General features: G+C 55.4%; 24 protein-coding genes. 12 read left to right on the forward strand and 12 right to left on the reverse strand.

Going from position 1 to position 21,660, the window contains the following annotated elements; all coding sequences use genetic code 11:
• Nucleotides 1-13: 13 nt before the first annotated feature.
• The 3 genes from PHA01_RS19780 to PHA01_RS19790 all read right to left on the reverse strand — a co-directional run bounded on the left by PHA01_RS19780 (nt 14) and on the right by PHA01_RS19790 (nt 2,990).
• Nucleotides 14-1,168: a hypothetical protein gene (locus tag PHA01_RS19780; protein ID WP_271898092.1), complete on the reverse strand. Its 1,155-nt coding sequence runs from the start codon at nt 1,166-1,168 to the stop codon at nt 14-16.
• A gap of 3 nt (nt 1,169-1,171) precedes the next feature.
• The gene (locus tag PHA01_RS19785) at nt 1,172-2,260 is read right to left on the reverse strand and encodes a hypothetical protein (RefSeq protein WP_271898093.1); all 1,089 of its coding nucleotides are present in this window, start codon (nt 2,258-2,260) and stop codon (nt 1,172-1,174) included.
• A 127-nt stretch (nt 2,261-2,387) separates the two neighbouring features.
• Entirely contained in the window at nt 2,388-2,990 is a 603-nt protein-coding gene (locus PHA01_RS19790; protein ID WP_271898094.1) for a thymidine kinase, read from the reverse strand.
• A gap of 190 nt (nt 2,991-3,180) precedes the next feature.
• On the opposite strand from PHA01_RS19790, the gene PHA01_RS19795 reads away from it, so the two are divergent.
• From PHA01_RS19795 to choV, 3 genes are all read left to right on the forward strand, one after another.
• Nucleotides 3,181-4,122: a choline ABC transporter substrate-binding protein gene (locus tag PHA01_RS19795; RefSeq protein WP_271898095.1), complete on the forward strand. Its 942-nt coding sequence runs from the start codon at nt 3,181-3,183 to the stop codon at nt 4,120-4,122.
• A gap of 104 nt (nt 4,123-4,226) precedes the next feature.
• Nucleotides 4,227-5,069, forward strand: coding sequence for a choline ABC transporter permease subunit (gene choW, locus PHA01_RS19800; protein ID WP_224511641.1), 843 nt, complete (start codon nt 4,227-4,229; stop codon nt 5,067-5,069).
• Complete coding sequence (choV, locus tag PHA01_RS19805) at nt 5,066-6,109, forward strand: choline ABC transporter ATP-binding protein (RefSeq protein ID WP_271898096.1); 1,044 nt, start codon at nt 5,066-5,068, stop codon at nt 6,107-6,109. Before choW ends, choV begins: the two co-directional genes overlap by 4 nt.
• A gap of 6 nt (nt 6,110-6,115) precedes the next feature.
• On the opposite strand, the gene PHA01_RS19810 is transcribed toward choV, so the two are convergent.
• The 6 genes from PHA01_RS19810 to PHA01_RS19835 form a co-directional block, all read right to left on the reverse strand.
• Nucleotides 6,116-6,376 carry a hypothetical protein gene (locus tag PHA01_RS19810; protein ID WP_271898097.1) on the reverse strand — a complete coding sequence of 87 codons (261 nt, stop codon included), beginning with the start codon at nt 6,374-6,376 and terminating at the stop codon, nt 6,116-6,118.
• A gap of 1 nt (nt 6,377) precedes the next feature.
• Entirely contained in the window at nt 6,378-7,208 is an 831-nt protein-coding gene (locus PHA01_RS19815; protein ID WP_271898098.1) for an ABC transporter ATP-binding protein, read from the reverse strand.
• On the reverse strand, nt 7,205-8,059 hold the full coding sequence (locus tag PHA01_RS19820) for an ABC transporter ATP-binding protein (RefSeq protein WP_224511631.1): 855 nt from the start codon (nt 8,057-8,059) through the stop codon (nt 7,205-7,207). The genes PHA01_RS19815 and PHA01_RS19820 overlap by 4 nt, the downstream gene beginning before the upstream one ends.
• Before the next feature lie 3 nt (nt 8,060-8,062).
• The gene (locus PHA01_RS19825; RefSeq protein ID WP_112530754.1) at nt 8,063-8,923 is read right to left on the reverse strand and encodes an ABC transporter permease subunit; all 861 of its coding nucleotides are present in this window, start codon (nt 8,921-8,923) and stop codon (nt 8,063-8,065) included.
• Nucleotides 8,924-8,987: 64 nt separating this feature from the next.
• The gene (locus tag PHA01_RS19830) at nt 8,988-9,995 is read right to left on the reverse strand and encodes an ABC transporter permease subunit (protein WP_112530624.1); all 1,008 of its coding nucleotides are present in this window, start codon (nt 9,993-9,995) and stop codon (nt 8,988-8,990) included.
• Nucleotides 9,996-10,048: 53 nt separating this feature from the next.
• Nucleotides 10,049-11,653, reverse strand: coding sequence for an ABC transporter substrate-binding protein (locus tag PHA01_RS19835; RefSeq protein WP_224511629.1), 1,605 nt, complete (start codon nt 11,651-11,653; stop codon nt 10,049-10,051).
• Nucleotides 11,654-11,986: 333 nt separating this feature from the next.
• Between PHA01_RS19835 and PHA01_RS19840 the strand changes: the two genes are divergently transcribed.
• The 5 genes from PHA01_RS19840 (at nt 11,987) to PHA01_RS19860 (ending at nt 15,883) form a co-directional block, all read left to right on the forward strand.
• Entirely contained in the window at nt 11,987-12,748 is a 762-nt protein-coding gene (locus PHA01_RS19840; protein ID WP_271898099.1) for a 3-hydroxyacyl-CoA dehydrogenase, read from the forward strand.
• Between the two features lie 144 nt (nt 12,749-12,892).
• A complete protein-coding gene (locus tag PHA01_RS19845; protein ID WP_271898100.1) occupies nt 12,893-14,089 on the forward strand; it encodes a hypothetical protein in 1,197 nt (398 codons plus the stop codon).
• On the forward strand, nt 14,086-14,676 hold the full coding sequence (locus PHA01_RS19850; protein ID WP_271898101.1) for a protein-S-isoprenylcysteine O-methyltransferase: 591 nt from the start codon (nt 14,086-14,088) through the stop codon (nt 14,674-14,676). Before PHA01_RS19845 ends, PHA01_RS19850 begins: the two co-directional genes overlap by 4 nt.
• 21 nt (nt 14,677-14,697) lie before the next feature.
• The gene (locus PHA01_RS19855) at nt 14,698-15,558 is read left to right on the forward strand and encodes a hypothetical protein (protein ID WP_271898102.1); all 861 of its coding nucleotides are present in this window, start codon (nt 14,698-14,700) and stop codon (nt 15,556-15,558) included.
• A complete protein-coding gene (locus PHA01_RS19860; protein WP_334312042.1) occupies nt 15,530-15,883 on the forward strand; it encodes a DUF930 domain-containing protein in 354 nt (117 codons plus the stop codon). Before PHA01_RS19855 ends, PHA01_RS19860 begins: the two co-directional genes overlap by 29 nt.
• A gap of 12 nt (nt 15,884-15,895) precedes the next feature.
• On the opposite strand, the gene PHA01_RS19865 is transcribed toward PHA01_RS19860, so the two are convergent.
• Entirely contained in the window at nt 15,896-16,840 is a 945-nt protein-coding gene (locus PHA01_RS19865; protein ID WP_271898104.1) for a cell wall hydrolase, read from the reverse strand.
• A gap of 238 nt (nt 16,841-17,078) precedes the next feature.
• Here PHA01_RS19865 and PHA01_RS19870 point away from each other — a divergent pair, with 238 nt between their 5' ends.
• The 3 genes from PHA01_RS19870 (at nt 17,079) to PHA01_RS19880 (ending at nt 18,980) form a co-directional block, all read left to right on the forward strand.
• Nucleotides 17,079-17,270 carry a hypothetical protein gene (locus PHA01_RS19870; RefSeq protein WP_271898105.1) on the forward strand — a complete coding sequence of 64 codons (192 nt, stop codon included), beginning with the start codon at nt 17,079-17,081 and terminating at the stop codon, nt 17,268-17,270.
• Nucleotides 17,271-17,367: 97 nt separating this feature from the next.
• Nucleotides 17,368-18,138: a HugZ family pyridoxamine 5'-phosphate oxidase gene (locus tag PHA01_RS19875; protein WP_271898106.1), complete on the forward strand. Its 771-nt coding sequence runs from the start codon at nt 17,368-17,370 to the stop codon at nt 18,136-18,138.
• Between the two features lie 5 nt (nt 18,139-18,143).
• Nucleotides 18,144-18,980: a TrmH family RNA methyltransferase gene (locus PHA01_RS19880; RefSeq protein WP_271898291.1), complete on the forward strand. Its 837-nt coding sequence runs from the start codon at nt 18,144-18,146 to the stop codon at nt 18,978-18,980.
• Here the strand turns inward: PHA01_RS19880 and PHA01_RS19885 are convergent.
• Entirely contained in the window at nt 18,948-20,000 is a 1,053-nt protein-coding gene (locus tag PHA01_RS19885; RefSeq protein WP_271898107.1) for a coiled-coil domain-containing protein, read from the reverse strand. The genes PHA01_RS19880 and PHA01_RS19885 overlap by 33 nt on opposite strands.
• 110 nt (nt 20,001-20,110) lie before the next feature.
• On the reverse strand, nt 20,111-20,689 hold the full coding sequence (locus PHA01_RS19890) for a DUF1134 domain-containing protein (protein ID WP_112530605.1): 579 nt from the start codon (nt 20,687-20,689) through the stop codon (nt 20,111-20,113).
• 319 nt (nt 20,690-21,008) lie between these two features.
• On the opposite strand from PHA01_RS19890, the gene chpT reads away from it, so the two are divergent.
• Nucleotides 21,009-21,638: a histidine phosphotransferase ChpT gene (gene chpT, locus PHA01_RS19895; RefSeq protein WP_271898108.1), complete on the forward strand. Its 630-nt coding sequence runs from the start codon at nt 21,009-21,011 to the stop codon at nt 21,636-21,638.
• Nucleotides 21,639-21,660: the final 22 nt, after the last annotated feature.

The following is a 21,660-nucleotide window of genomic DNA, read 5'->3' on the forward strand; positions in this document are numbered from 1 at the left end:
GATCGTTTCCTCCTCAAATGCCGCTGATCACTTGGCCATTGGACAGGATATGCGTCTGAAACCCCTTGAAGATTCCTGCCGCTTCCCCTGATGCGTACAACGCCTGATAGGCTTCATGCGGCACCAGAGCGTGCTGCTCATAGTGACTGACGCCCTGCCTTGCCGCTTCAAGGTCATCAGTATTGATGTGAAACTCTTCACGCGACGGCTCCGACGACCAAAGTCCACGTTTGCCGGGTTTCTCCGCCTTGGAAAAAACTTCCTGCAAGGTCCAGGTCAGGAGCCAGGCGTCCTCCGGCTTGCGCACGCGCTCAAGGACGTCGGCAACCTTCTGATTATGCTCGGTAATTCCGGCCGTGTAGAATGGCCCAAGAACGAGCCGGCGTAGCTGCTTGGGGTGCAGTTCCGGAAAATCCTGATCGAGTGCTGTAGCGATGGTAACTGGCGACAGCGAATAGGCCGAGTTCTTCGCGGCAAAATCGTCAAAGCGGCGTGCGATATCCGGATTGAGAAGACCGCCGACCGGCAGGGGAATCCTGACCTTGTTGTTGAGCTTGCCCTCAGCCACCAACGTCTCCACCATATCTTCGGATGAGTCCTCGATGATCGCCATGTAGATCAATGGCAAGTTCGAGGCTCCGTCGAATGCGCCCCAATGCACCACGTAGAAGGGGCGCATGGTTTTCGGGTTAACAGAAACCCGGATGGTGGTCGGGAGCAGGAAGGGGGAGAATATCTCGCCTTTGTCCACGACTTCCAGATATACCCGTTCCGCCATGGACCTTTGCAGGTCGCGCGGAAACTCGCGATTGCGCAGAATGAAATCCGCCATCTCGCCCCGAAGCGCATCCGCCGGCGGAATGGCAGCAAGCCGCACCGATGCGTCCTTCTTGTCATTTTCAAGCTCCAGAACATTCTGGAAGACAGGAAAGCCGCTCTCGGCCTTGGATATGCGAAAGCGCTCGGCAAAACCGAGCCTGTTGCGCCAGCATTCGAACGAAGAATCAAGGCGCTGCAGATATTCAGATACAGTCTGTGCAACCAGATCATGCTTGTAGAGTGGCGAGTCCTGGTTGTTCAGAAAGACTTCGAGCCCATCCAGCGCCGCACGGATAGCGCCAAAATAGCGCTCAGCCGCCGCAAGATCCGCATTGGCATTGTCGGTCATTGACTAGCTCTGCACGTAGTCGGCGGAATTGTGCTTCTTCAGGACCTCTGAGAACCGCCGCGAGAAAGCATCGTCAGCCAGCTTCTTGCGACGCTGGATATCCTGCGAACTGACCATGTTCCTCTCGTGCATTTCGAGAAGATCGCCGATGTGCTTCTGTGCCGCTGCACCGACACCGGCCATGGTCTCTTCTGCTGCCGTATCCACCTTGCTGCCGAGCGTATTGATCTTGTGCGCCACGTCCTGTTGCGCGGCCGTTTTCAAAGAATCTTCCAGCGCCTTGTAAAGAACGATGCGCTGCTCGGTGTCGATCGACAGTTTGTTGATCAGCGTGCTCTGCGCCGCGATCTGGTTATTGAGCGAATCGACAAAAGTCTGGAACATGGACGTGTAACGTTCCAGCGTCTGGCTTTCCGCAAGAAGCTCCTGCTCCTTGGCCTGGCGCTCATTATATTCTGTTGCAAGTTTCGACCGCTGACCTTCAAGCTCGGTGCGTGCGCCCTGATCTGTCGACGCGGCAATCCTGTTTTCAATATCCAGCAAGAGCGGATTTAGTTCTTCGATTCGCTTTTGCGTCGCTTCAAGGTTGGCGATGGTGGACTTGCGCCGTTCTATGACAGTCGCAAGGCTCGTTTCGGAGGTCTTGTAGCGTTCGTCCAGAACGCCTTTCTGCTCTTTCAGAATACCGACAATCCGGTCGGACTTGGAAAGGAGTTCCTGGAGATTTCCCGCAAGTGACATATTGCGGACGCGGTCTGAACGCAGGCGCTGCATCTTCTGCTTGGAGAAGACACCGATAAACTTTTCCCAGCCGGAATAGCCTTTCATGCTTTCGAATTCAGAACCGAAAACATTGGTGGCATCCTCCAGCCCGATGATCAGCTCGGCAATATTGCCTTCCATCACCTTCTGTTGACGCAAGACATCATCAATGCGCGCATTTTCGATATCGAAATCGGAAGCGCCGATCTTCTCATCAGCTTTAGCGAATTTGTCGAGGACTATTGTGGACTGATCGATTTTGGCCCGCATATCATTGACCATTGTTCTGGTCTTCTCGATCTCGGAATCGAAGTTCTGCAAACTCGCCATTTAAGTCTTCCCCTGATTACCAAAATCGCTTCTCGCGACGATCGAATATAGACACGGTACATTGCGAAAAAAAGCCTACGGGAAAATGACAGGTCTCAAGGTAAACTTGCAAGCAGAGATTCGCTATTTAAGGCTTATGGACGTCCCCGCTTGCAATCCGGCCGGTTTCCTCTTCCCAGTGTTTGCGGCAGAGCGAGACATAGACGGATTTCTCGATCGCCACCTGATCGCCCTCAAGCAGCGCCTCCCCTTTCGGTCCGTGACGAACAACCATTGTCGCCTTGGCGCCGCAGTGACAGATGGTGCGGATTTCCCGAAGCGTGTCGGCAATGGCGAGCAATTCCGCAGAACCGGGAAAGAGTTTACCCTGAAAATCGGTGCGCAGACCAAAACACAAAACTGGCAGGTTAAGGCGGTCGACCACGCGCGCCAGCTGCCAGACCTGCTCCTTGGTCAGGAACTGCGCTTCGTCGACAAACACGCAACTCAGCGCGCTTTCACCGTGGGCCTTGGCGATAATCGCAAAAAGATCATCTTGATCGCGATAAAGCAGTGCCTCGGCGCTGACACCCAGCCGTGAGGTAATCCTTCCGACACCGTCTTCGGCATAGTGCGCAGCCGTGAACAGCATCGTCCGCATGCCGCGTTCCTGATAGTTGTAGGAAGCCTGCAAAAGCAGCGTCGATTTTCCGGCATTCATCGCCGAGTAACTGAAATAGAGTTTTGCCATCTCCCGCTTTAATCAGAGTTGGGTCTCCGCATGAACCCTTGCAATCCACTCCTTCGCAACTTTTGTCGGAATATCAACAACTGTCGCTATTTGACCGGATTTATGCGCGCCTATGCTTGAATGCGTTTCCGTTTGGTGCTTGGTTCATGACATTGAAAATCCGGTAAAAACCGGAAGGGGAGAACTATCTATGAAAGTACTATCCAAACTCACCATTTCCTTGGTTTTGGTTCTTTCCGCAGGTACGGCATTCGCTGCGGAACCCGAATCTTGCAAGACAGTCCGATTCGCCGATGTGGGCTGGACTGATATCACAGCCACCACAGCCGCAACGAGTGAAGTGCTGAAGGCCTTGGGTTATTCGACCGACACGAAGGTTCTCTCTGTGCCGGTGACTTATGCTTCGCTTGGCAAGAAGGACATTGACGTGTTTCTCGGCAACTGGATGCCGACTATGGCAGCCGACGTAAAGCCATATCTTGAGAACAAGACTGTCGAAGACCTCGGCCCTAATCTCACAGGTGCGAAATACACCCTCGCGGTGCCGCAATACCTCTATGATAAGGGTCTGAAAGACTTCAAGGACATAGCCAAGTTCAAGGATGATCTCGGCGGTAAGATCTACGGCATCGAGCCCGGCAATGATGGCAACCGCTTGATTCTCGACATGATTTCCAAGGACACTTTCGGTTTGAAGGGTTTTGAACTTGCGGAATCGTCCGAGCAGGGCATGCTCGCGCAGGTCGCCAAGCAGACAAAAAGCGAAAAACCAATCGTCTTCCTTGGTTGGGAACCGCACCCGATGAACTCGAATTTCAAGCTTGCCTATCTCTCTGGCGGCGATGATGTCTTCGGACCGGACTTTGGTGGCGCCATCATTCATACCAACGTTCGTGCTGGGTACACCACCGAATGCCCGAACATCGGCAAGCTCCTGACCAATCTCAAATTCAATCTGCAGATGGAAAATGAGATCATGGGCAAGATTCTTGATGATGGTGAAGACGGTGCCAAGGCTGCTACCGAATGGCTGAAGGCCAACCCGGCAATTCTGGATACATGGCTGGCAGGCGTTACAACCTTCGATGGCAAGGAAGGTCTCCCCGCGGTCAAGGCATCGCTGGGCCTATAACAATCGCTGTCCCTGACGGGATAAAGAGACCAAAGAAACATGAGCCGTCCGGTGCACCGGTCGGGCGGCTCCTTTCACTTACTCATTGTGGGGATGGTTTTGGTTTGGACTGGTTAACGCAAGACAAGATTCCGGTTGGCCGGACGGCGAAAGCGGCCGTCGATTGGCTCACCACCAATTTTGCCGGATTTTTCGATGGACTTGCCGCAGTCATGCAGGCCTTCATCGACGGCCTGATGTTTGTGCTGAAATATCCACATCCCCTGATCATGGTCGTGATTTTCGCCGCCATCGCTTACGCCCTGCGCCGGTCCATAGCGGTCACGCTTCTCACCATTCTTGGCTTCCTGTTCATCCTCAATCAGGGATACTGGCAAGAAACAATGGAGACACTGACCCTGGTGCTCTCCTCGTGCATCCTGTGCATGGGCATCGGCGTGCCCATCGGCATTGTCGCCGCGCACCGGCCGAAGTTCTATGCCGCGATACGTCCCGTACTCGACCTCATGCAGACCTTACCCACCTTCGTCTATCTCATCCCCGCCATCGTCTTTTTCGGCATAGGTATGGTGCCCGGCCTGATTGCAACCGCAATCTTTGTTCTGCCGGCACCCATCCGCCTCACCCATCTCGGCGTTTCCTCGACACCCCGGCACCTGATCGAAGCCGGCGAGGCATTCGGTGCATCTTCCCGCCAACTGCTATGGAAGATCGAACTGCCCTACGCCATGCCGCAAATACTGGCTGGACTTACCCAGACGATCATGCTGTCGCTGTCCATGGTGGTCATCGCAGCACTGGTCGGAGCTGATGGGCTTGGCGTTCCAGTCGTTCGTGCCCTGAATTCGGTGAACACGGCCTTGGGCTTCGAAGCGGGGCTCGTTATCGTAGTCGTCGCAATCATACTCGACCGTATCTTCCGTCCCGGCAAGGAGCCAGGTGAATGACCGCGATCACACTGGATAATGTCTGTATTATTTTTGGCAAGAAGACTGACGGTTCGCTGTTTCTGGCCGACCAAGGCAAAAGCCGCTCGGATATCCAGGCCGAAACAGGCCATGTGCTTGGTGTTCACAATTGCACTCTCACCATCGCCGAAGGAGAAATAGTCGTGTTGATGGGGCTCTCGGGCTCCGGAAAATCGACACTCCTGCGCGCCATCAATCGCCTTAACCCCATCTCACGCGGCTCCGTCGTCGTTCACAACAAAGGGCGGGCCATCGATGTCGGCAAGGCCGACAAGACAACCTTGCGGGATTTGCGCAAGCATCTTGTTTCGATGGTTTTCCAGCAGTTCGGTCTCCTGCCCTGGCGCACAGTCGAAGAGAATGTCGGGTTCGGACTTGAGCTCTCGGGTGTTCCGAAGGAAGAGCGCGCGAAAGCCGTGCAGCAGCAGCTGGAACTGGTCAACCTCAAGGACTGGGCCAAGCGCAAGGTCGGTGAGCTTTCCGGTGGCATGCAGCAGCGGGTCGGCCTTGCACGTGCTTTCGCGACAGGTGCACCGATCCTGCTGATGGATGAGCCCTTTTCAGCGCTTGACCCGCTTATTCGAACCCGCCTGCAAGATGAGCTTCTAAGTCTACAGGAGCGCCTGAAGAAGACGATCGTTTTCGTCAGCCACGATCTTGACGAGGCCATGAAAATTGGCAATCGGATCGCCATTATGGAAGGCGGACGGATCATCCAGTGCGGTACGGCTCAAGACATCCTGCTTAACCCGGCGGATGAATATGTTGCGGATTTTGTCGCCAACATGAATCCACTTGGTGTCCTCACTGCCGCGGACATCATGGTTCCGCTTGATCGGACGCGTCCTGCGAGCAGGCCATTTGCGGCTACAGCCCGTCCGGAAACGCCAGTGCGTGAAATCATGCAAGCGATCGCGAAAAACAGTGGCGATGTGGGCGTCCTGGAAAACGGCGCATTTCTCGGGATGATCTCTGCCGATGACATCGTGCGTGGCTTGTTAAAGCACCAGAAGCATTAGCTTGAGCTATTCTTCTTCCGTATCCTCGTCGCCGGATTTCCCGGCTGGCTGCCATGAATGTGGCACGACTTTTTTCTGCGTATTTGAATCCGTGAATATCCACCAGCCGGCATCCGTTTCGTCCCACTGACCACCCGTGGCCTTCAGGCGATCCAGTGAACGATATTGCCCGATGGACTCGTTTTCCTGTCCATCCTCGTCAGTCCAGAACACCTGAACCTTGCTGCCATCCTTGGGTGCTGTGGAGATCGGCTGCTTTTTGGTCATGTCATGCAGCCTTCTTCTTGGCCAAGCGTGCTCTGATGCTTTCCACATCGGACTTCGGCGTCGCTGCAAACAGCGTCTTCGTATAGCTGTGCTGCGGGTTGGCAAACACTTCCTCCCGCGTACCGTATTCAACAACTTCGCCGTAGTACATCACCATCACCTCGTCGGCGATATAGCGCACCACAGAAAGATCGTGGCTGATGAAGACGTAGGTAAGGTTGAACTCGTCCTGCAGATCGGCCAACAGGTTAAGAACCTGTGCTTGTACCGAGAGATCCAACGCAGAGACCGGCTCATCCAGCACGAGCAGGCTGGGGCTAAGCATCAGCGCGCGGGCGATGGCGATACGCTGGCGCTGACCTCCGGAGAACATGTGCGGATAGCGATTGTAGTGTTCAGGTCCAAGTCCGACCTTCACCAGCATTTGCATCGCCAGATCGCGCCGCTCGGCGGCCGTCTTGTTGGTGTTCAACAACAAGGGTTCGCCGAGAACTTCACCGATCTTCTGGCGCGGATTGAGCGAACCATAGGGATTCTGGAAAATGATCTGAACCTTTCGGCGCATCTCCGCGGTGACGCGATCCTTGGCGATGTTGATAGGCTTCCCGTCGATCAAAAGTTCGCCGGAAGTTTGCGGATCGATCAGCGTCAGTATCCGACCCAGCGTTGACTTTCCGCAACCGCTCTCACCCACAATGGCAAGGGTTTTGCCCTTTTCCAAAGTAAAGCTGACGCCCTTGACCGCGTGCACGGTCTTCTGCTTGCCAAACAAGCCGCCGCCGACATAATAGTCACGGACGATATTGCGGCCCTCGAGTACGACCTCGCTCATGGCGCCACTCCTGCATTGGCGGCTTCATTCTTCATGAAATCTGCAACCGTTGACAGACGGTCGCCAGTCGCATTCTCCGGCAAGGCAGACAGAAGCGCGCGGGTGTAGGGGCTTTTGGGCGACTCGAACAGCGAGAGCACGTCGGCCTCCTCCATCTTGCGGCCCTTGTATTGAACAATCACGCGATCAGCCGTTTCCGCAACGACACCCATATCATGGGTAATCATGATCAGACCCATGCCGTGCTTCACCTGCAAGCTCACGAGAAGGTCGAGAATTTGCTTCTGGATCGTCACGTCGAGCGCCGTCGTCGGCTCATCAGCGATCAGCAGTTTCGGATTGCAGGCAATGGCAATGGCGATCATGACGCGCTGACATTGGCCGCCGGACATCTGATGCGGGAAGGAGTTCAATCGCTCTTCCGGCGACGGGATGCCCACTTGCTTGAACAATTCGATCGCGCGCTTGCGACGTGTCGGACCATCCATCTTCATATGGAAGCGCAGCACCTCTTCGAGCTGGAAACCGACTGTAAAGCAGGGATTGAGGCTTGCCATCGGCTCCTGGAAGATCATGGCGACGTCGCGGCCGACGATTTCTCGCCTCTGCTTGCCGGTCATCGTCAACATGTTGTGGCCATCGAATGTCATACTGTCGGCGGTGACGGTTGCGGTCTTCGGCAAAAGGCCCATCACGGCCAGCATGGCAACAGACTTACCCGAACCGGATTCACCGACGATCGCCAGAACTTCACGATTGTCGACCGAAAGATCAATGCCCTGCACGGCCATGAACAAGCCGGCGTTGGTATCGAAGCCAACAGACAGGTTCTTGATTTCAAGCAGCGCCATATCTCAGCTCCTTTTCAACTTAGGATCGAGAGCATCGCGCAGTCCATCTCCAACGAGATTGATCGCGAGGACGGTGATCAAGATTGCCAGACCAGGGAAAGTCACCACCCACCAGGCGCGCAGGATGAATTCGCGCGCTTCGGCCAGCATCGTTCCCCATTCCGGTGTTGGCGGTTGGGCACCCATGCCGAGGAACCCAAGTGCTGCAGCCTCGAGAATTGCATTCGAAAACGACAGTGTTCCCTGCACGATCAGCGGCGCGAGACAATTCGGCAGGATCGTCTTGAACATCAAGCGAAGGTGGCCAGCGCCTGCCAGCTTCGATGCGATGACGTATTCACGGTTCTTTTCGCTCATGACCGCCGCACGCGTAAGGCGCGCGAAGTGCGGTTGCAGAACGAGAGCAATTGCGATCATCGCATTGAATAGGCCAGGCCCCAGAATAGCCACAAGCACGAGTGCGAGCAACAGGGGCGGAAACGCCAGGATGATGTCCATGATGCGCATGATCAGCGTATCGACCCAACCACGGAAATAGCCAGCCAGCACACCGAGAATAACGCCGGTGATCATGGCGAACGTCACGACAATCAAGCCGATGAACAACGAATAGCGCGCGCCGTAGATCAGGCGGGAAAGCAGGTCCCGGCCCACGGCATCGGTGCCAAGCAAAAACTGCTCCTTGCCGCCGACCTGCCATGAGGGCGGCGTCAGCAATGCATCGCGGTACTGTTGGTAGGGAGCGTGCGGCGCTATGAGCGGACCAAATATGGCGATCAGCACCAGAAGGACGAGGACGGCAAAACCTATCACCGCGCCCTTGTTGACGCTGAAATAAAACCAGAATTCCGAAAACCGCGCCATACGGCCCGAAGTCTGGGACGAGGCAAGCGGTACGGGCGGGGAAACTTCGTTGGTCACGGGTTCCTCACTTTACGCGAATACGCGGGTTGATAACCGCATAGAGCAGATCAACAATCAGATTGACGACCATGACGATCAGCGCCACGAGCATGAGGCCTCCCTGCACCACGACGTAATCCCGGCGGGAGATGGCATCGATCATCCACTTGCCGATGCCGGGCCAGGAAAAGATGGTCTCGGTCAGGATCGCGCCGGCCATGAGCAAGCCCATCTGCAAACCAATCGTCGTAATGACCGGGATCATCGCATTGCGCAGGGCATGCACGCCGATGACGCGTTTCGGTTCAAGGCCCTTTGCCCGGGCAGTACGCACATAGTCTTCACCGAGAACTTCCAGCATGGCGGATCTCGTTTGACGCGCGATAACCGCGAGCGGGATCGTTCCAAGCACGATTGTCGGCAGAATCAGATGCGAAACAGCCGATTTGAATGCGCCTTTGCCACCTGAAATCAGGCTATCTATCAGCATGAAGCCTGTGGTTGGCTTGAAGAAATAGATGAGGTCCATGCGCCCTGACACCGGCGTCCAATGCAATATACCGGCGAAAAGGATGATCAGGAGAATACCCCACCAGAAGATCGGCATCGAATAGCCAACGAGTGCGATGCCCATGCTCAACTGATCGAATATCGAACCGCGCTTGACTGCAGCGAAGATACCCGCCGGGATGCCGATGATGACGGCAAAGAGCATGGCGCAGATACTAAGCTCCAGTGTCGCCGGGAAAAGCGCCCGGAAATCTGCTAGAACCGGCCGTTTGCTGGCGATCGACGTGCCGAAATCTCCATGGAAAATACCCCATAGGAACGAAAAGTACTGTTCCCATATGGGCCTGTTGAAACCGAACTGGTCCATCAGCAATTGATGCCGTTCCGGCGTCATGCCACGTTCGCCCGCAAGTGCGATGACTGGGTCGCCGGGCAACAAACGAATGAAAATGAAGGCCACAAAACTGATACCGATAAACGTCGGAATCAGCAGCAGCACTCTGGACGCGATATAGCGAAACATGGTGACCTGAAAAAAACGCGGTACCGGCCGAAGCCGGTACCGCTGGAGTAAATTTACTCTGCGACGTCGACGCTGGCGAAGTTATGAACACCGAGCGGGCTCGGCACATAGCCAGATACGTTCTTCGTCATAGCTGTCGTAACGAGCGAGTGAGCAAGCGTTGCCCATGGTGCTTCACGCTTGAATACAACCTGCGATTCTTCATAGAGCTTGGTCCGCTCTGCAGGATCGGAGACGACAGCCGCCTTGTTGATCAAATCCGTGAATTCCTGGTTGCACCATGCAGCGCGGTTGGATGTACCCACAGCCTGGCAGGACAACAGGGTTGCAAGGAAGTTATCCGGATCGCCATTGTCACCGGTCCAGCCAATGATGACCGCACCGTCGTGCTTTGGATCGGAAGCCTGCTTCAGGTATTCCTGCCAATCGAAGGTAACGATCTCGGCCTTAACACCAACCTTGGCAAAATCCGACTGGATCAGTTCGGCAGTACGGCGGCCATTCGGCATATAAGGACGTGCAACCGGCATAGCCCAGATCTTCATCGACAGATCTTTTACGCCAGCCTTCTCGAGTGCTGCCTTTGCCGCTTCAGGATTGTATTCGTCATCCTTGATCGACTTGTTGTAGGACCACATCGTTGGCGGGATCGGGTTGATCGCCGGTGTACCCTGACCGAGATAAACGGCGTCAACGATGGCCTTCTTGTCGATTGCCTGGTTGAGTGCCTTGCGCACTTCCGGCTTGTCGAACGGTGCCTGTGTCGTGTTGTAGGCAAGCGTCGAAACGTTCAGGCCTTCTTCCTGAATGACATTCAGGTTTGTATCAGCCTTCAGGCCTTCCACATCTGCCGGATCCGGATAGATCGTCAGCTGGCATTCACCGGCCTTGAGCTTCTGCACGCGAACAGCCGCATCAGGCGTAACCGCGAAGATAAGGCTGTCGAGCTTGACCTTGCCTTTGTAGTAGTCAGGATTGGCTTCGTAGCGGATGGCAGTGTTGAGCTGATAGTCCACGAACTGGAATGGGCCCGTACCAACCGGCTGCTCGTTGAGCTTGCCCGGAGTTCCGTCAGCCATCAGCTTGTCGGCATATTCCTTGGAAACGATGGACGAGAAGTCCATGGCAAGGTTGGCAAGCATCGGCGCGTTCGGCTTGGTCAGCGTGACCTTTACAGTCAGGTCGTCGACTTTTTCCACTGACTTGATCAGCTTCGGGAAGTCCATGCCTTCAAAGTATTCGTAGGAAGCGCCGTCTACATACTTGGCCCAAGGGCTGCCTTCCTTCTGGCGTTCAAAGGAAAACACCACGTCGTCAGCATTTAGCTCACGCGATGGCGTGAAATAGCTTGTCGTCTGAAACTTGACGCCTGGATGAAGTTTGAACGTGTATTCCAGACCATCATCGGAGATCGTCCAGCTATCAGCGAGAGCTGGTTCAACTTCCGACGTTCCTGGCTTGAATTCCACCAGTTTGTTGAAGACGGCTTGTCCTGTCGCATCGAGTGTCTCACCACCCGTATAAAGCGCCGGATCAAAACCGCCTGGGGCAGCTTCCGAGCAAAAGACTAACGTCTTGGCTGCGGCTCCACCTGCCATCAGCCCACCTGTCAGCATTGCGAGCGCGGTCGCCGCAAGGAGTTTCTTGTAGGTATTCATCTTTTCCACCTTCAGAGGTTTTTTTGTGTTGCAGGCCCCCATGCCTACAACGAAGGTTGCATGGAAGCCTTTGCCATGTCGCAATGCAAGCAGATTTATTCGCAGTCAACCCACCGAAACGCCGATAATACTGGATTCTGGAGAATCTCTGCCTTCATGCCAAAAAAAAAGTGAAAATCCCTAAAAATCCGTCCACTGGCTTTTACTATGACGCGTCGCTGGGGGCCTCATACTTGGGCGGCAGGGAACGATTTTGACGGCAGGAAACAGCGAAACGGCTGGATAACCGACCACACCCATGCGAGAAGGCAGGAACGAGCATCGGAGACGATCATGGATACGAATGGACATGTGGCAATTGTAACAGGTGGTGGCTCGGGTTTGGGAGCAGCGACTGCCCGCAGGCTGGCGGCAAAAGGTGCGAAAATTGCCCTTTTCGACATCAATCTTGACGCCGCGCAGAGCGTCGCAAATGAGATCGGCGGATTGGCGCTCAGTTGCAATGTGTCCAGTGCAGGCGACGCCGAGAAGGCCGTTGCGCATGTCATCGACGCACTCGGAACGCCGCGCATTCTGGTCAACTGCGCCGGTATAGCCAATGCGGGGCGCATCGTCGGTCGTGATGGCCCACACGATCTCGACCTTTATCGACGTGTGATTGAGGTCAATCTCATCGGTTCGTTTAATATGCTTCGGCTTGTCAGCGATGCCGCGTCAAAGCTTGATCCGCTCGAATCGGGCGAACGCGGTGTTATCATCTCCACCGCATCCGTCGCCGCTTTTGACGGCCAGATCGGTCAGGCGGCCTATGCGTCTTCCAAAGCCGGTATAGCCGGCATGACCCTACCCGCAGCGCGCGAACTCGCGCGTTTCGGCATTCGCGTCATGGCTATTGCGCCCGGCATTTTCGGAACGCCTATGCTACTCGCCATGCCGCAAGAGGTTCAGGATTCCCTTGCTGCGTCCATTCCATTTCCATCGAGACTTGGCAAACCGGAGGAATATGCGGCTCTGGCCTTGCATATCATTGAAAATCCGATGCTTAACGGCGAAACTATCCGTCTTGATGGCGCAATCCGGATGGCACCAAAATGAAGAGGCAAGTTGACGCATAAATCGAATTGTGGGTTGCAACTTTTTACGCGCCGGCGATGTTCTGTTAAGGTCGGTCATCTAGAATCCTTAGCAAGAGTCATAGGTCGCTGACACCGATTGAACCCGACCGTGAAAAGGTTACAGATGTCCGTTATCAATCGTCTGGTTGTACTGTTACCAGGCTTTGAGCATATGCCCGTAGAGGCCCATCATCGCCGCTTCACGCGCGAAGCGGCCAAGACAGCCCCCGTTTACGATATGTCCTTGACCCAGTCTGAACCGCTGCGCGTTTCCTCGACCGATGGCGGGATCGCAACCGGCGAGTTCAGTCTCCATGCTTCCGGCGATGGCTGGTCGGCCAATACGGATTTCATCCTCTACGGACTAGGCGACATCACCCTTTTTTACGCGTCCAGAAATCCCCTAAGGCGGTTGCTAAGTGGAATTATCGCCCTGCTTGATTTTATCCTCACCGGGACATTCTTCCGCTTTGTTGTGACGAGTTGGCGCTATGCCCTGTTTTTCGTTTATCCGTTGTTGATCTGCTTTGTCATACTGGGTGCATCCTACGGCACCGGGCGTCTTGCCGCGTTGTACAACCAAACCAGCGTACCGGTCGCGCCGGCGATAGCTTTGACTACCGCCATCCTGTTGTTCTGGCTCGCTGCCTCAAAACTCCATTTCCTGCTCCTCATGGATGACTGGACGTTCGCCCGTGATATGGCGCGGGGCAAACGGCCGGATGTGATGCAGAAACTGGATCGCGTCATTGCCGATGCAGCCAACCGTATAAGCAATGCTCCACCCGGCACAGAAATCGTTGTTGCAGCTCACAGCCTTGGCGCGGTTTGCGCAATTCCGATTCTCGATGCCGCCCTTCGCCGCGAGGGTTCTCGCCGGTATGGCCTGCTCACTGTCGGGTCCAGTCTGTTGAAGGTAGCACTGCATCCTGCTGCTCACACGTTGCGCAAAAGTGTCGAGACCGTTGCAAATAGCAAAACGGTCTGGATCGATGTGCAATCGCTGACAGACCCCATGAATTTCTACCAATCTGATCCCGTGCGGGACCTAAAAATAAAAGGTGAAAAATCGCCGATCCTGGTGAGAGTGCGTTTCCGCAACCAACTTTGCGATGAGGCATATAAATCTATTCGACGGGATTTCTTTCGCGTACATCGCCAGTTTGTTTTCGGTGTCGAAAAACGCACCCATTACTCATGGCATGCCATCTTGTGTGGTCCGGAACAATTCGCCGATGTCGCCGCATTAGGTGGCCTGCGCTGTGATCAGAACACACCGTCGCCGGCAAAACTCAATATTGCTGGAACTGCCACCACATGATCTCTCTTGTTTCTGCCGGCAAGGTCCTGTGGGTCCTTCATGTCGCTGCCTGGTATGTGCTGCGCCGGCCATTCGATCGACGCGCGCGCAAGGTGAATCTCACTGTCGATCGGCGGAAGGGCGCCGATACGGCCAGACTTGCGGTTTCCCTCGCCGGCCTCGGTATCATTCCAGCAATCTACGTCGCGACCGGTCAGCCACATTTTGCGTCCTACCCGGCAAGCACCATACTTTTCCTGCTTGGTATTGCCTCCGGAATTCTCTCCTTGATCATGTTCCGTCTCACGCACAAGGCGCTGGGAAAAATGTGGTCCGTATCGCTGCAGTTGAAGCAGGACCACAAGCTGATCACCACGGGCATCTACAAATATCTCCGTCACCCGATGTATACGGCGTTCTGGCTCATGGCATTGACCCAGGCGTTGCTCCTCCCGAACTATGTCGCCGGTCTGGCTGGCATTGTTGGCTTCGGCTATCTGTTTTTCTCTCGGATAGGCCCTGAAGAAGTGATGCTGCAGGAAGCATTTGGAGAGGAATATAGCCGATACCGCGCGCGCACGTGGCGTGTCCTGCCCTATGTTTACTGACACATCGAGAGAAGGTTAATCGTGCCTCCAGCATCTCTGAAATCAATCATCGCCAGCATCGCCGCAATTACCCTCACAGCCTGTCAGTCAGTCCCCCAATCCACCAGCGCGATTACAGTATCGGCCTACGCGCCTGAAACGCCGCAACTCAGTTGCGCGGTACATGGCAATCCGAATGGCTCACCGGCGAAACTGACGGCCAATCGCACAAGAATTGGTGATCCCGCCTATATCGAGTTCCGCCAGCGTTTCTCACCCGGCATACCGAGCGGCCATCTCTACGTGGTTTTTGGGCGACTGGACGCCAAAGGCAATCCGGTGACCCGCCTCTATACGGGTCTCTTCCCCAAAGGCAGTCTTGCGGGACTGTATGCCGGCGCGATTGTCCCGATGCCCGCGGATCTGGTGCCGAGCTATGCCGACTGCCATCTCACGCCAAACGCGGCGTATCGCGTATCGCTGACCGAAAGCCAGTATCAGCAATTGCTCAGCAAAGTGCGGGCAGATATTGCCAAACCACCCACGTGGCGCATGTTTGGCTATAACTGCAACAACTACGCGGCGTCGCTCGGCAGCGTTGCAGGGCTGGTCGAGCCCGCCAATCGCGCACAGCCGTCGTTTTCCTACATATATGCCTATATCGATGCGAACGGCGATGGGAGAAAAAAAGCGGCCAGTAGACGGGGAACCACTGCCATTTTGTTCAGGTCAGTGGGCTTTCATAATTTAGTCCCAATCCGGTTGGTATCAATACCGCGCCGGGACCAGAACCAACGACTCGTCCTTCGCGTTCACACGATGAAAGCCGCCTACGATGAGAATAATAAGCGCCATGCTCTTGGTGTCGATCGCCTTGGCAAGTCCGGCACGCGCTATGGATAATGGTGCTGCGGAAGAGCTAAAGCGGCTGGACCCGCAGACGCGGCTCGAACAGCGCTGTGATCTCGAGGCAATGGAGCGCATCCACAAGGATCCCGCCAAACTGGTCGCCGACGAACTGGTCGCCTATGCTTTTGAAGAGCCGAAGATCAAAGGTGACAAGATCCGTTCAGGCGGCGCAGCTTTCCGCAGCAAGGGCGAATGGTACCATCTGTCCTACACCTGTGCCACGTCTCCGGACCACATGACGGTGTTGTCTTTCCAATACGCCATAGGACAAGTTATTCCCCATAGCGAATGGGCTCACCACTATTTGGTGTCCGAATAGTTGATGTGGAAATCAGTTAAGGGTGTTGGGACGATCCTGCGCCAAGAGCATCTGACCTATCGCGTCTACCTTCTTTGCGGTCGGCGCTTCATAGGCTAGTGCACTTGTCTGCAGAGTTCCCTCTGCCGTCGCGGCTGGCATCGTTACCGGTTGCGGAGCTGTGTACTCCATTGCCTGCGCCGGAGGATCGACTGGCACTGCTACCTTGTCGCTCGCAAACGCCATTTGCGCCGGCAAGGGAAGGTCAGCCTGAGCGACAACGATCGGCTGTTGGCTGATATCCTTCACAACGCGACCTGAAGTCGCTGTGGACGTCGTCGTAGTAGCCGGCGCGGCGCTGGCCATCTGCACATTGCCCCCCGCCATTCTGGTGCTGGCAATATAGGCGTTGGCAATTGCACGGCTGGCATCATTCGAAGCTATATCTGCTGAATGATAACGGTCACGCTTTTCGTAGAACGCGTTGCCGCCCGCGACGACAGTATAATGCATGTTCTTGTAAGGGAACCGAAGACCCGCCGTATGGAAATACATCGCGTTCTTCACTTTGGGGTTGCGCTCACCCTTGAGCACGGCGTCCGCTGCAGCTTGCACGTCGGGCATTGCCACAGAACGCATGGGCCGCGATAGCACGCCCGGCGCGAACTGGTTTTTCTGACCAACCACGCCGCAAATGGAATTTCCCCATTTGCCTGAATCGAGACGGTTCATCACCACGGTGCCGACCGCGAGCAAGCCTTCCTTGCTCGAGCGATTGGACTCGAAGAACATCGCCCGTTCAAGGCATTCCTTGTCCTTCGGCGTATAGGCGTAAGAAGTAGTTTTGGTACCCGAATGCGTCGTCAGACCGGCGGATAATTTGCCCGAATTCTGGCTCGTCGTACAACCGGTGACGAGACCGGCCGCCGCAACAATGCCTATAACAGAGTGGAGTTTTCCCCTACCGACGCCGTTCACGAAGCATTTCTCATCGCTGTTAATCCTGCTGGTGAAGTTGCTGACAGATTGATGCGATTTAGGGCCAAACAATGGCAATGATGATTATTGTGATATACGACATTACCATCCATTTGAAAATATGCAGTTATTTTATTCATTTCAACAGCAAAAAAATTTCAATAATGGCAAAATTAAGAACTTGTTTACCACATTTGCCCTAAACTTTGTGCATCTGCCCAAGCTCGTAAGGCACGCTATGCGCAATCATTCAGTCCGCTACGATACTCGCGAATCGCTTATGGCAGCGCTTGTCGAACTCATGGCGTTGCAAATTCCGCTTGAAGATGTTGCCCCGGTTTTGTGCACGATCGGACCGGTCGATCTCGATCTGCTGGCCGATTGCATGAACGATATCGGCCTTAACGACAATCGGGCTATCGCAGCCTGACATTCCCGGCCCATCCTCGCTATTGTCCGCAAAGGGCTTGTTCCAATCCGTGTGACAAACTATCAATCGGCACGATGACCGGTTTGAAAGATGACACGTGAGCGAAAAGAAAGACGTCCTCCGCGAGATTGACGACAATGCAATACGCCTTGCGCGCACGTTGATGCGTACCGCGCGCCATGCCGTGATTGCGACGCTCGATCCGCAGTCCGGCGCTCCGATTGCCACGCGCGTCGGAGTCTCGACGGATCATGATGGCGCACCAATCATCCTTGTGTCGGCCCTCGCCGCACACACACCGGCACTGCTGGCCGATCCTCGGTGCTCGCTTTTGGTCGGTGAACCGGACAAAGGTGACCCACTCGCCCATCCGCGCATGACGATAACCGCCAAGGCACGCGAGATTGCCCGCGATACGCCGGAACACACCCGCATTGCATGGCGCTACCTTTCCCACTTGCCCAAGGCCAAGCTCTATGTTGGCCTTGGTGATTTTCGCTTTTTCCGGCTGGAACCTGAAAGCGCCAAGCTGAATGGCGGCTTTGGCCAGGCCTATCAATTGTCAGCAAATGATTGGCTTAGTCTTAGTCCGGTCGGCGAGGAACTCGCCGCCGCGGAACAAGGCGCCGTCGACCATATGAACGAAGACCATTCCGATGCGATCGCGCTTTATGCCCGCTTTTATGCCAGGGCACCCAATGGCAAGTGGCGCATGACAGGTATTGACGCCGATGGCTTCGATCTGGCCGAGGGTGACGGCGTCCTGCGTGTCTTTTTCCAGGAGCCCCTGACCTCTGCCAAGGACATGCACATGACACTCGTGCGGATGGCTGGCGAGGCTCGCGCCGGGCTCGCATCGCAGTCGTGAAAACACTGGTCCCGGAAGAGCACAACTGGCTGCAACATCGGGTAACCCGCGTCGCCGATGCCGAGGATGATCGGCTTGCGCCTTACCGGAATGTGCGTGAACGGGATCTCGTCGGGCGCGAGGGCCGATTCATCGCCGAGGGCAAGGTTGTCCTCAATGTCCTGCTGTCCAACCCGGCGTTCGCGGTGGAATCACTCCTCATACTGGAAAACCGGCTTGCGGGGCTGAGTCAGCAGCTCGAGCTTTGCCCGCCTGATGTACCGATCTATTGCGTGTCCCGCGAGGTCATGGATGCAATTGCCGGCTTTCCGATGCATCGCGGCATCCTCGCTGTTGGCCGCCGCAACACGCTGCGATCCATCGATGCGTTGATCGATATTATGCCGGACGAGGCATTAGCGGTCGTTTTGTGCGGCATTTCAAATCACGACAACATGGGATCGATCTTTCGCAACGCCGCCGCCTTCGAAGCGGATTGCATTTTGATGGACGAAACCAGTTGCGATCCCCTTTACCGCAAGGCCATCCGCGTATCGGTCGGCGCGGCATTGAAAGTCCCCTTTGCCAGGGAAGGATCAATCGAAGCCATCGTGGCCAAACTGCAAACTGCCGGATTCGACATTTTTGCCCTCAGCCCCGCCGGCATAACCGATATTTACGATGCCAAGCCCTCGCGGCGCGTTGCGCTGCTTCTGGGCACTGAAGGCGACGGCCTGCCAAAGCTACTCTTGGAAAAACTGAAAACAGTGAAAATCCCTATGTCCGGGAGTTTCGACAGCCTGAACGTTGCGACAGCTTCGGGCATCGCGCTATCGCGGTTCAGCCGTTTTTCGGGTTTCTAAAGCCGCCGTCTGCAAAGCCCGAATGCGATCGGCCAAACTCACGATGATTTCGCCGTTTTCGTCATGCACCGGGGACATTTCGCTCTCGGCTTGCGCCAGGAGTTCGTTGACCTTCGAGTTTGGCCCCTCTAGCCGCGCGACCATGGCAACGACCTGCGCTGCAAGTCTATTCATCTCTTCGCGCAAACGCTCGGTTTCCTGCGCCTGAACCAGGACCTGCTTGCCGCGCGGCGTATCCAGAACAGAAGATCCCTGCTTGCGCCCATCGGCGAGCACCTTGCGCAAACGTTCGTTGATCCGCTCGATTTCCTTCTCGCGCCTTGAAAGCTTGGCCTCGCTATCGGAAATTTGCCTGAGCAGGGCATTCGAACGTTTCTCAAGCTCACTGCTTCGCTTGGTTTCCTGGGCCAGCGAATGTTGCACTTCCTTGATCTCTGCTTCGGCCCGTTGTCTCAGGTTGTCGCTGTCGCGCTTGTCCTGCCGTGCCTCTTTCAGATCATCCAAAAGATTGTCGATCCTGGCCGATTGCGCGGCGACTTCGATTTGAAAACTGTCTGCATTCATCGCGACACTGGACACCCGCCGATGCACGAGTTCGAGTTCAGCTGACTTTTGCTCGATCAATCGTTCATGCCCTGTGATCATGGCCGCGGCTTTCTCCAGTTCCTTGTCACGATCGGCAAATGACGATCGAGACTCGGCTATCGCCGCATCGCGCGCCTCAAGTTCAGAGGTGAGATTGCGCATGAGACGCTCTTTCTCGCCGAGTTCGGCCAACTGCAGTGCAGCTTTTTCGCGGGAACTCTCCAGCATCAACTCAAGCTTGCGCTCGGCGATCGCATGTTCAGCGCGCAGGCCATCCCGCTGGGCTTGTATCTCGTTGAGCGTCAGCGGAGTCTCCGCCTCGACACGCTTGCGCGTGAGCAGTGTCGCCCGGCGCCAGATGGGCGGCGCAACCAAAAGCGCCACCAGCACGGCGCTCAGGAATCCGAAAGCAAAATATAGCGCAGACTGGATCACGATCAGGGTCCTGTTGGATATCTATCTTATAAGGTACTAACAGTCAGGCTCTGAAACGCAAAGACGCGAACTGAAGAGTTCGCGTCCCAAATGCAATACGGTTTATTTTGTCAGAAAGGATTCCACGTCGCCGTCTGGGTAATCTTCAGGTAACCCACATTGACACCCAGACGTGCACCGACGCCCGTCCTGATCGGAACGAGCAGGACCTGATTCCGCTTGAGCACATTGAAACCGACGCCGGCGAAAAGATAGGCGGAACCGGCAACACCAACGAAGCGGCCGTAGAGGTTCTGCACATCATCGAGATTGTAGACGAGCATCATGACGCGCGAACCCTGTCCGCCGAAATCCCAACCGATCGATGGTCCTTGCCAGAACGTTTTGTGATCCCCGGCATTCTTGGTGTAGAGCGAACCCTCACCGTAGGTCAGGCCGCCGATGAGAGCGCCGGATCCTTCCTCCCCGAGAACATAGCCGTTGGGCAGGCCATAGCTCTGGAAGACTTTTTCGACAGCCGTGGCGAGCCCACCTGAAGTCGATCCGAAGAACCGCTGGCCGGAATTGACGATTTCTTCCATCGTATAGGTTTCTTGAGCACGCGCCGTCTGCGCCTGGGCGACAACGAGCGACACAAGTGTCAAAATGAGGAGAAAGCCGCGGTTCAAAGACAAGAGTAGAGACGCCATCATAATTCCTTTTGGCTGTTCGCTTCTTTGCCTGACGCCTGATGCAAGGATGAGCAGATCTTGCGCCTGCTTTTAAAATCGAATTCATTTTAAGGCGCTAAACCTTGTATAAAAGTTTATGAATCGATCTTGGCATTTCAATGACTTGCAATGAGTGACAAAAACCTTGAAATTTCAACATTTACAAGCTCCGGCCACGACGTTCTTGCCGATCATGATCGAGCTATGTATCCAAATAGGCCAGAAATCGGAGTGATTCGCGTGTTACTGATTCGCGGCTGCCTCTGAACCACCAGCCAATCTTCAGGAGATTTTCCCCATGACATTGCCCGTTATTCTCTCGGCAACGGACCTCGGAGCGCTCCTGAGCAGCCGCATCTGCCACGACATCATTTCACCCGTTGGCGCCATCAATAATGGATTGGAATTGCTCGAAGAAGGCGGTTCCGATGAAGACGCGATGAGCCTCATCAAATCCAGCGCACGCAGCGCGTCTGCTCGCCTGCAGTTCGCGCGCATTGCTTTCGGCGCCGCCGGCTCCGCCGGGGTTCAGATCGATACTGGCGACGCGCAGAATGTCGCCAATGAATATATGAAGGGCGAAAAGGCCGAATTGAGTTGGGAAGGCACCCGGGTTCTGCTGCCTAAGAACAAGGTGAAGCTCTTGCTCAATCTGGTCCTGATCGCCAATGCGGCCCTGCCTCGCGGTGGCACATTGTCCGTCGCACTGCAAACCCCGGAAACACAGCCGCGTTTTGTCCTGACATCACGTGGTCCAATGCTGCGTGTCCCGCCGAAATTCCTGGAACTGCACAGCGGCAAGGTTCCTGACGAGCCGATCGACGCCCACGGCGTTCAGCCCTACTATACGTTGCTGCTGGCCCAGGAAGCCGGCATGACCATCTCGATCCATGCCAGCCCTGAAGAGATCGTCTTCACCGCCGCGTAGCCTATCGCGCAAGTTGTCCTAA

Origin of the sequence: Candidatus Phyllobacterium onerii (genome assembly GCF_028331445.1) — a bacterium.
In the GTDB taxonomy this organism is placed as follows: domain Bacteria; phylum Pseudomonadota; class Alphaproteobacteria; order Rhizobiales; family Rhizobiaceae; genus Phyllobacterium; species Phyllobacterium onerii.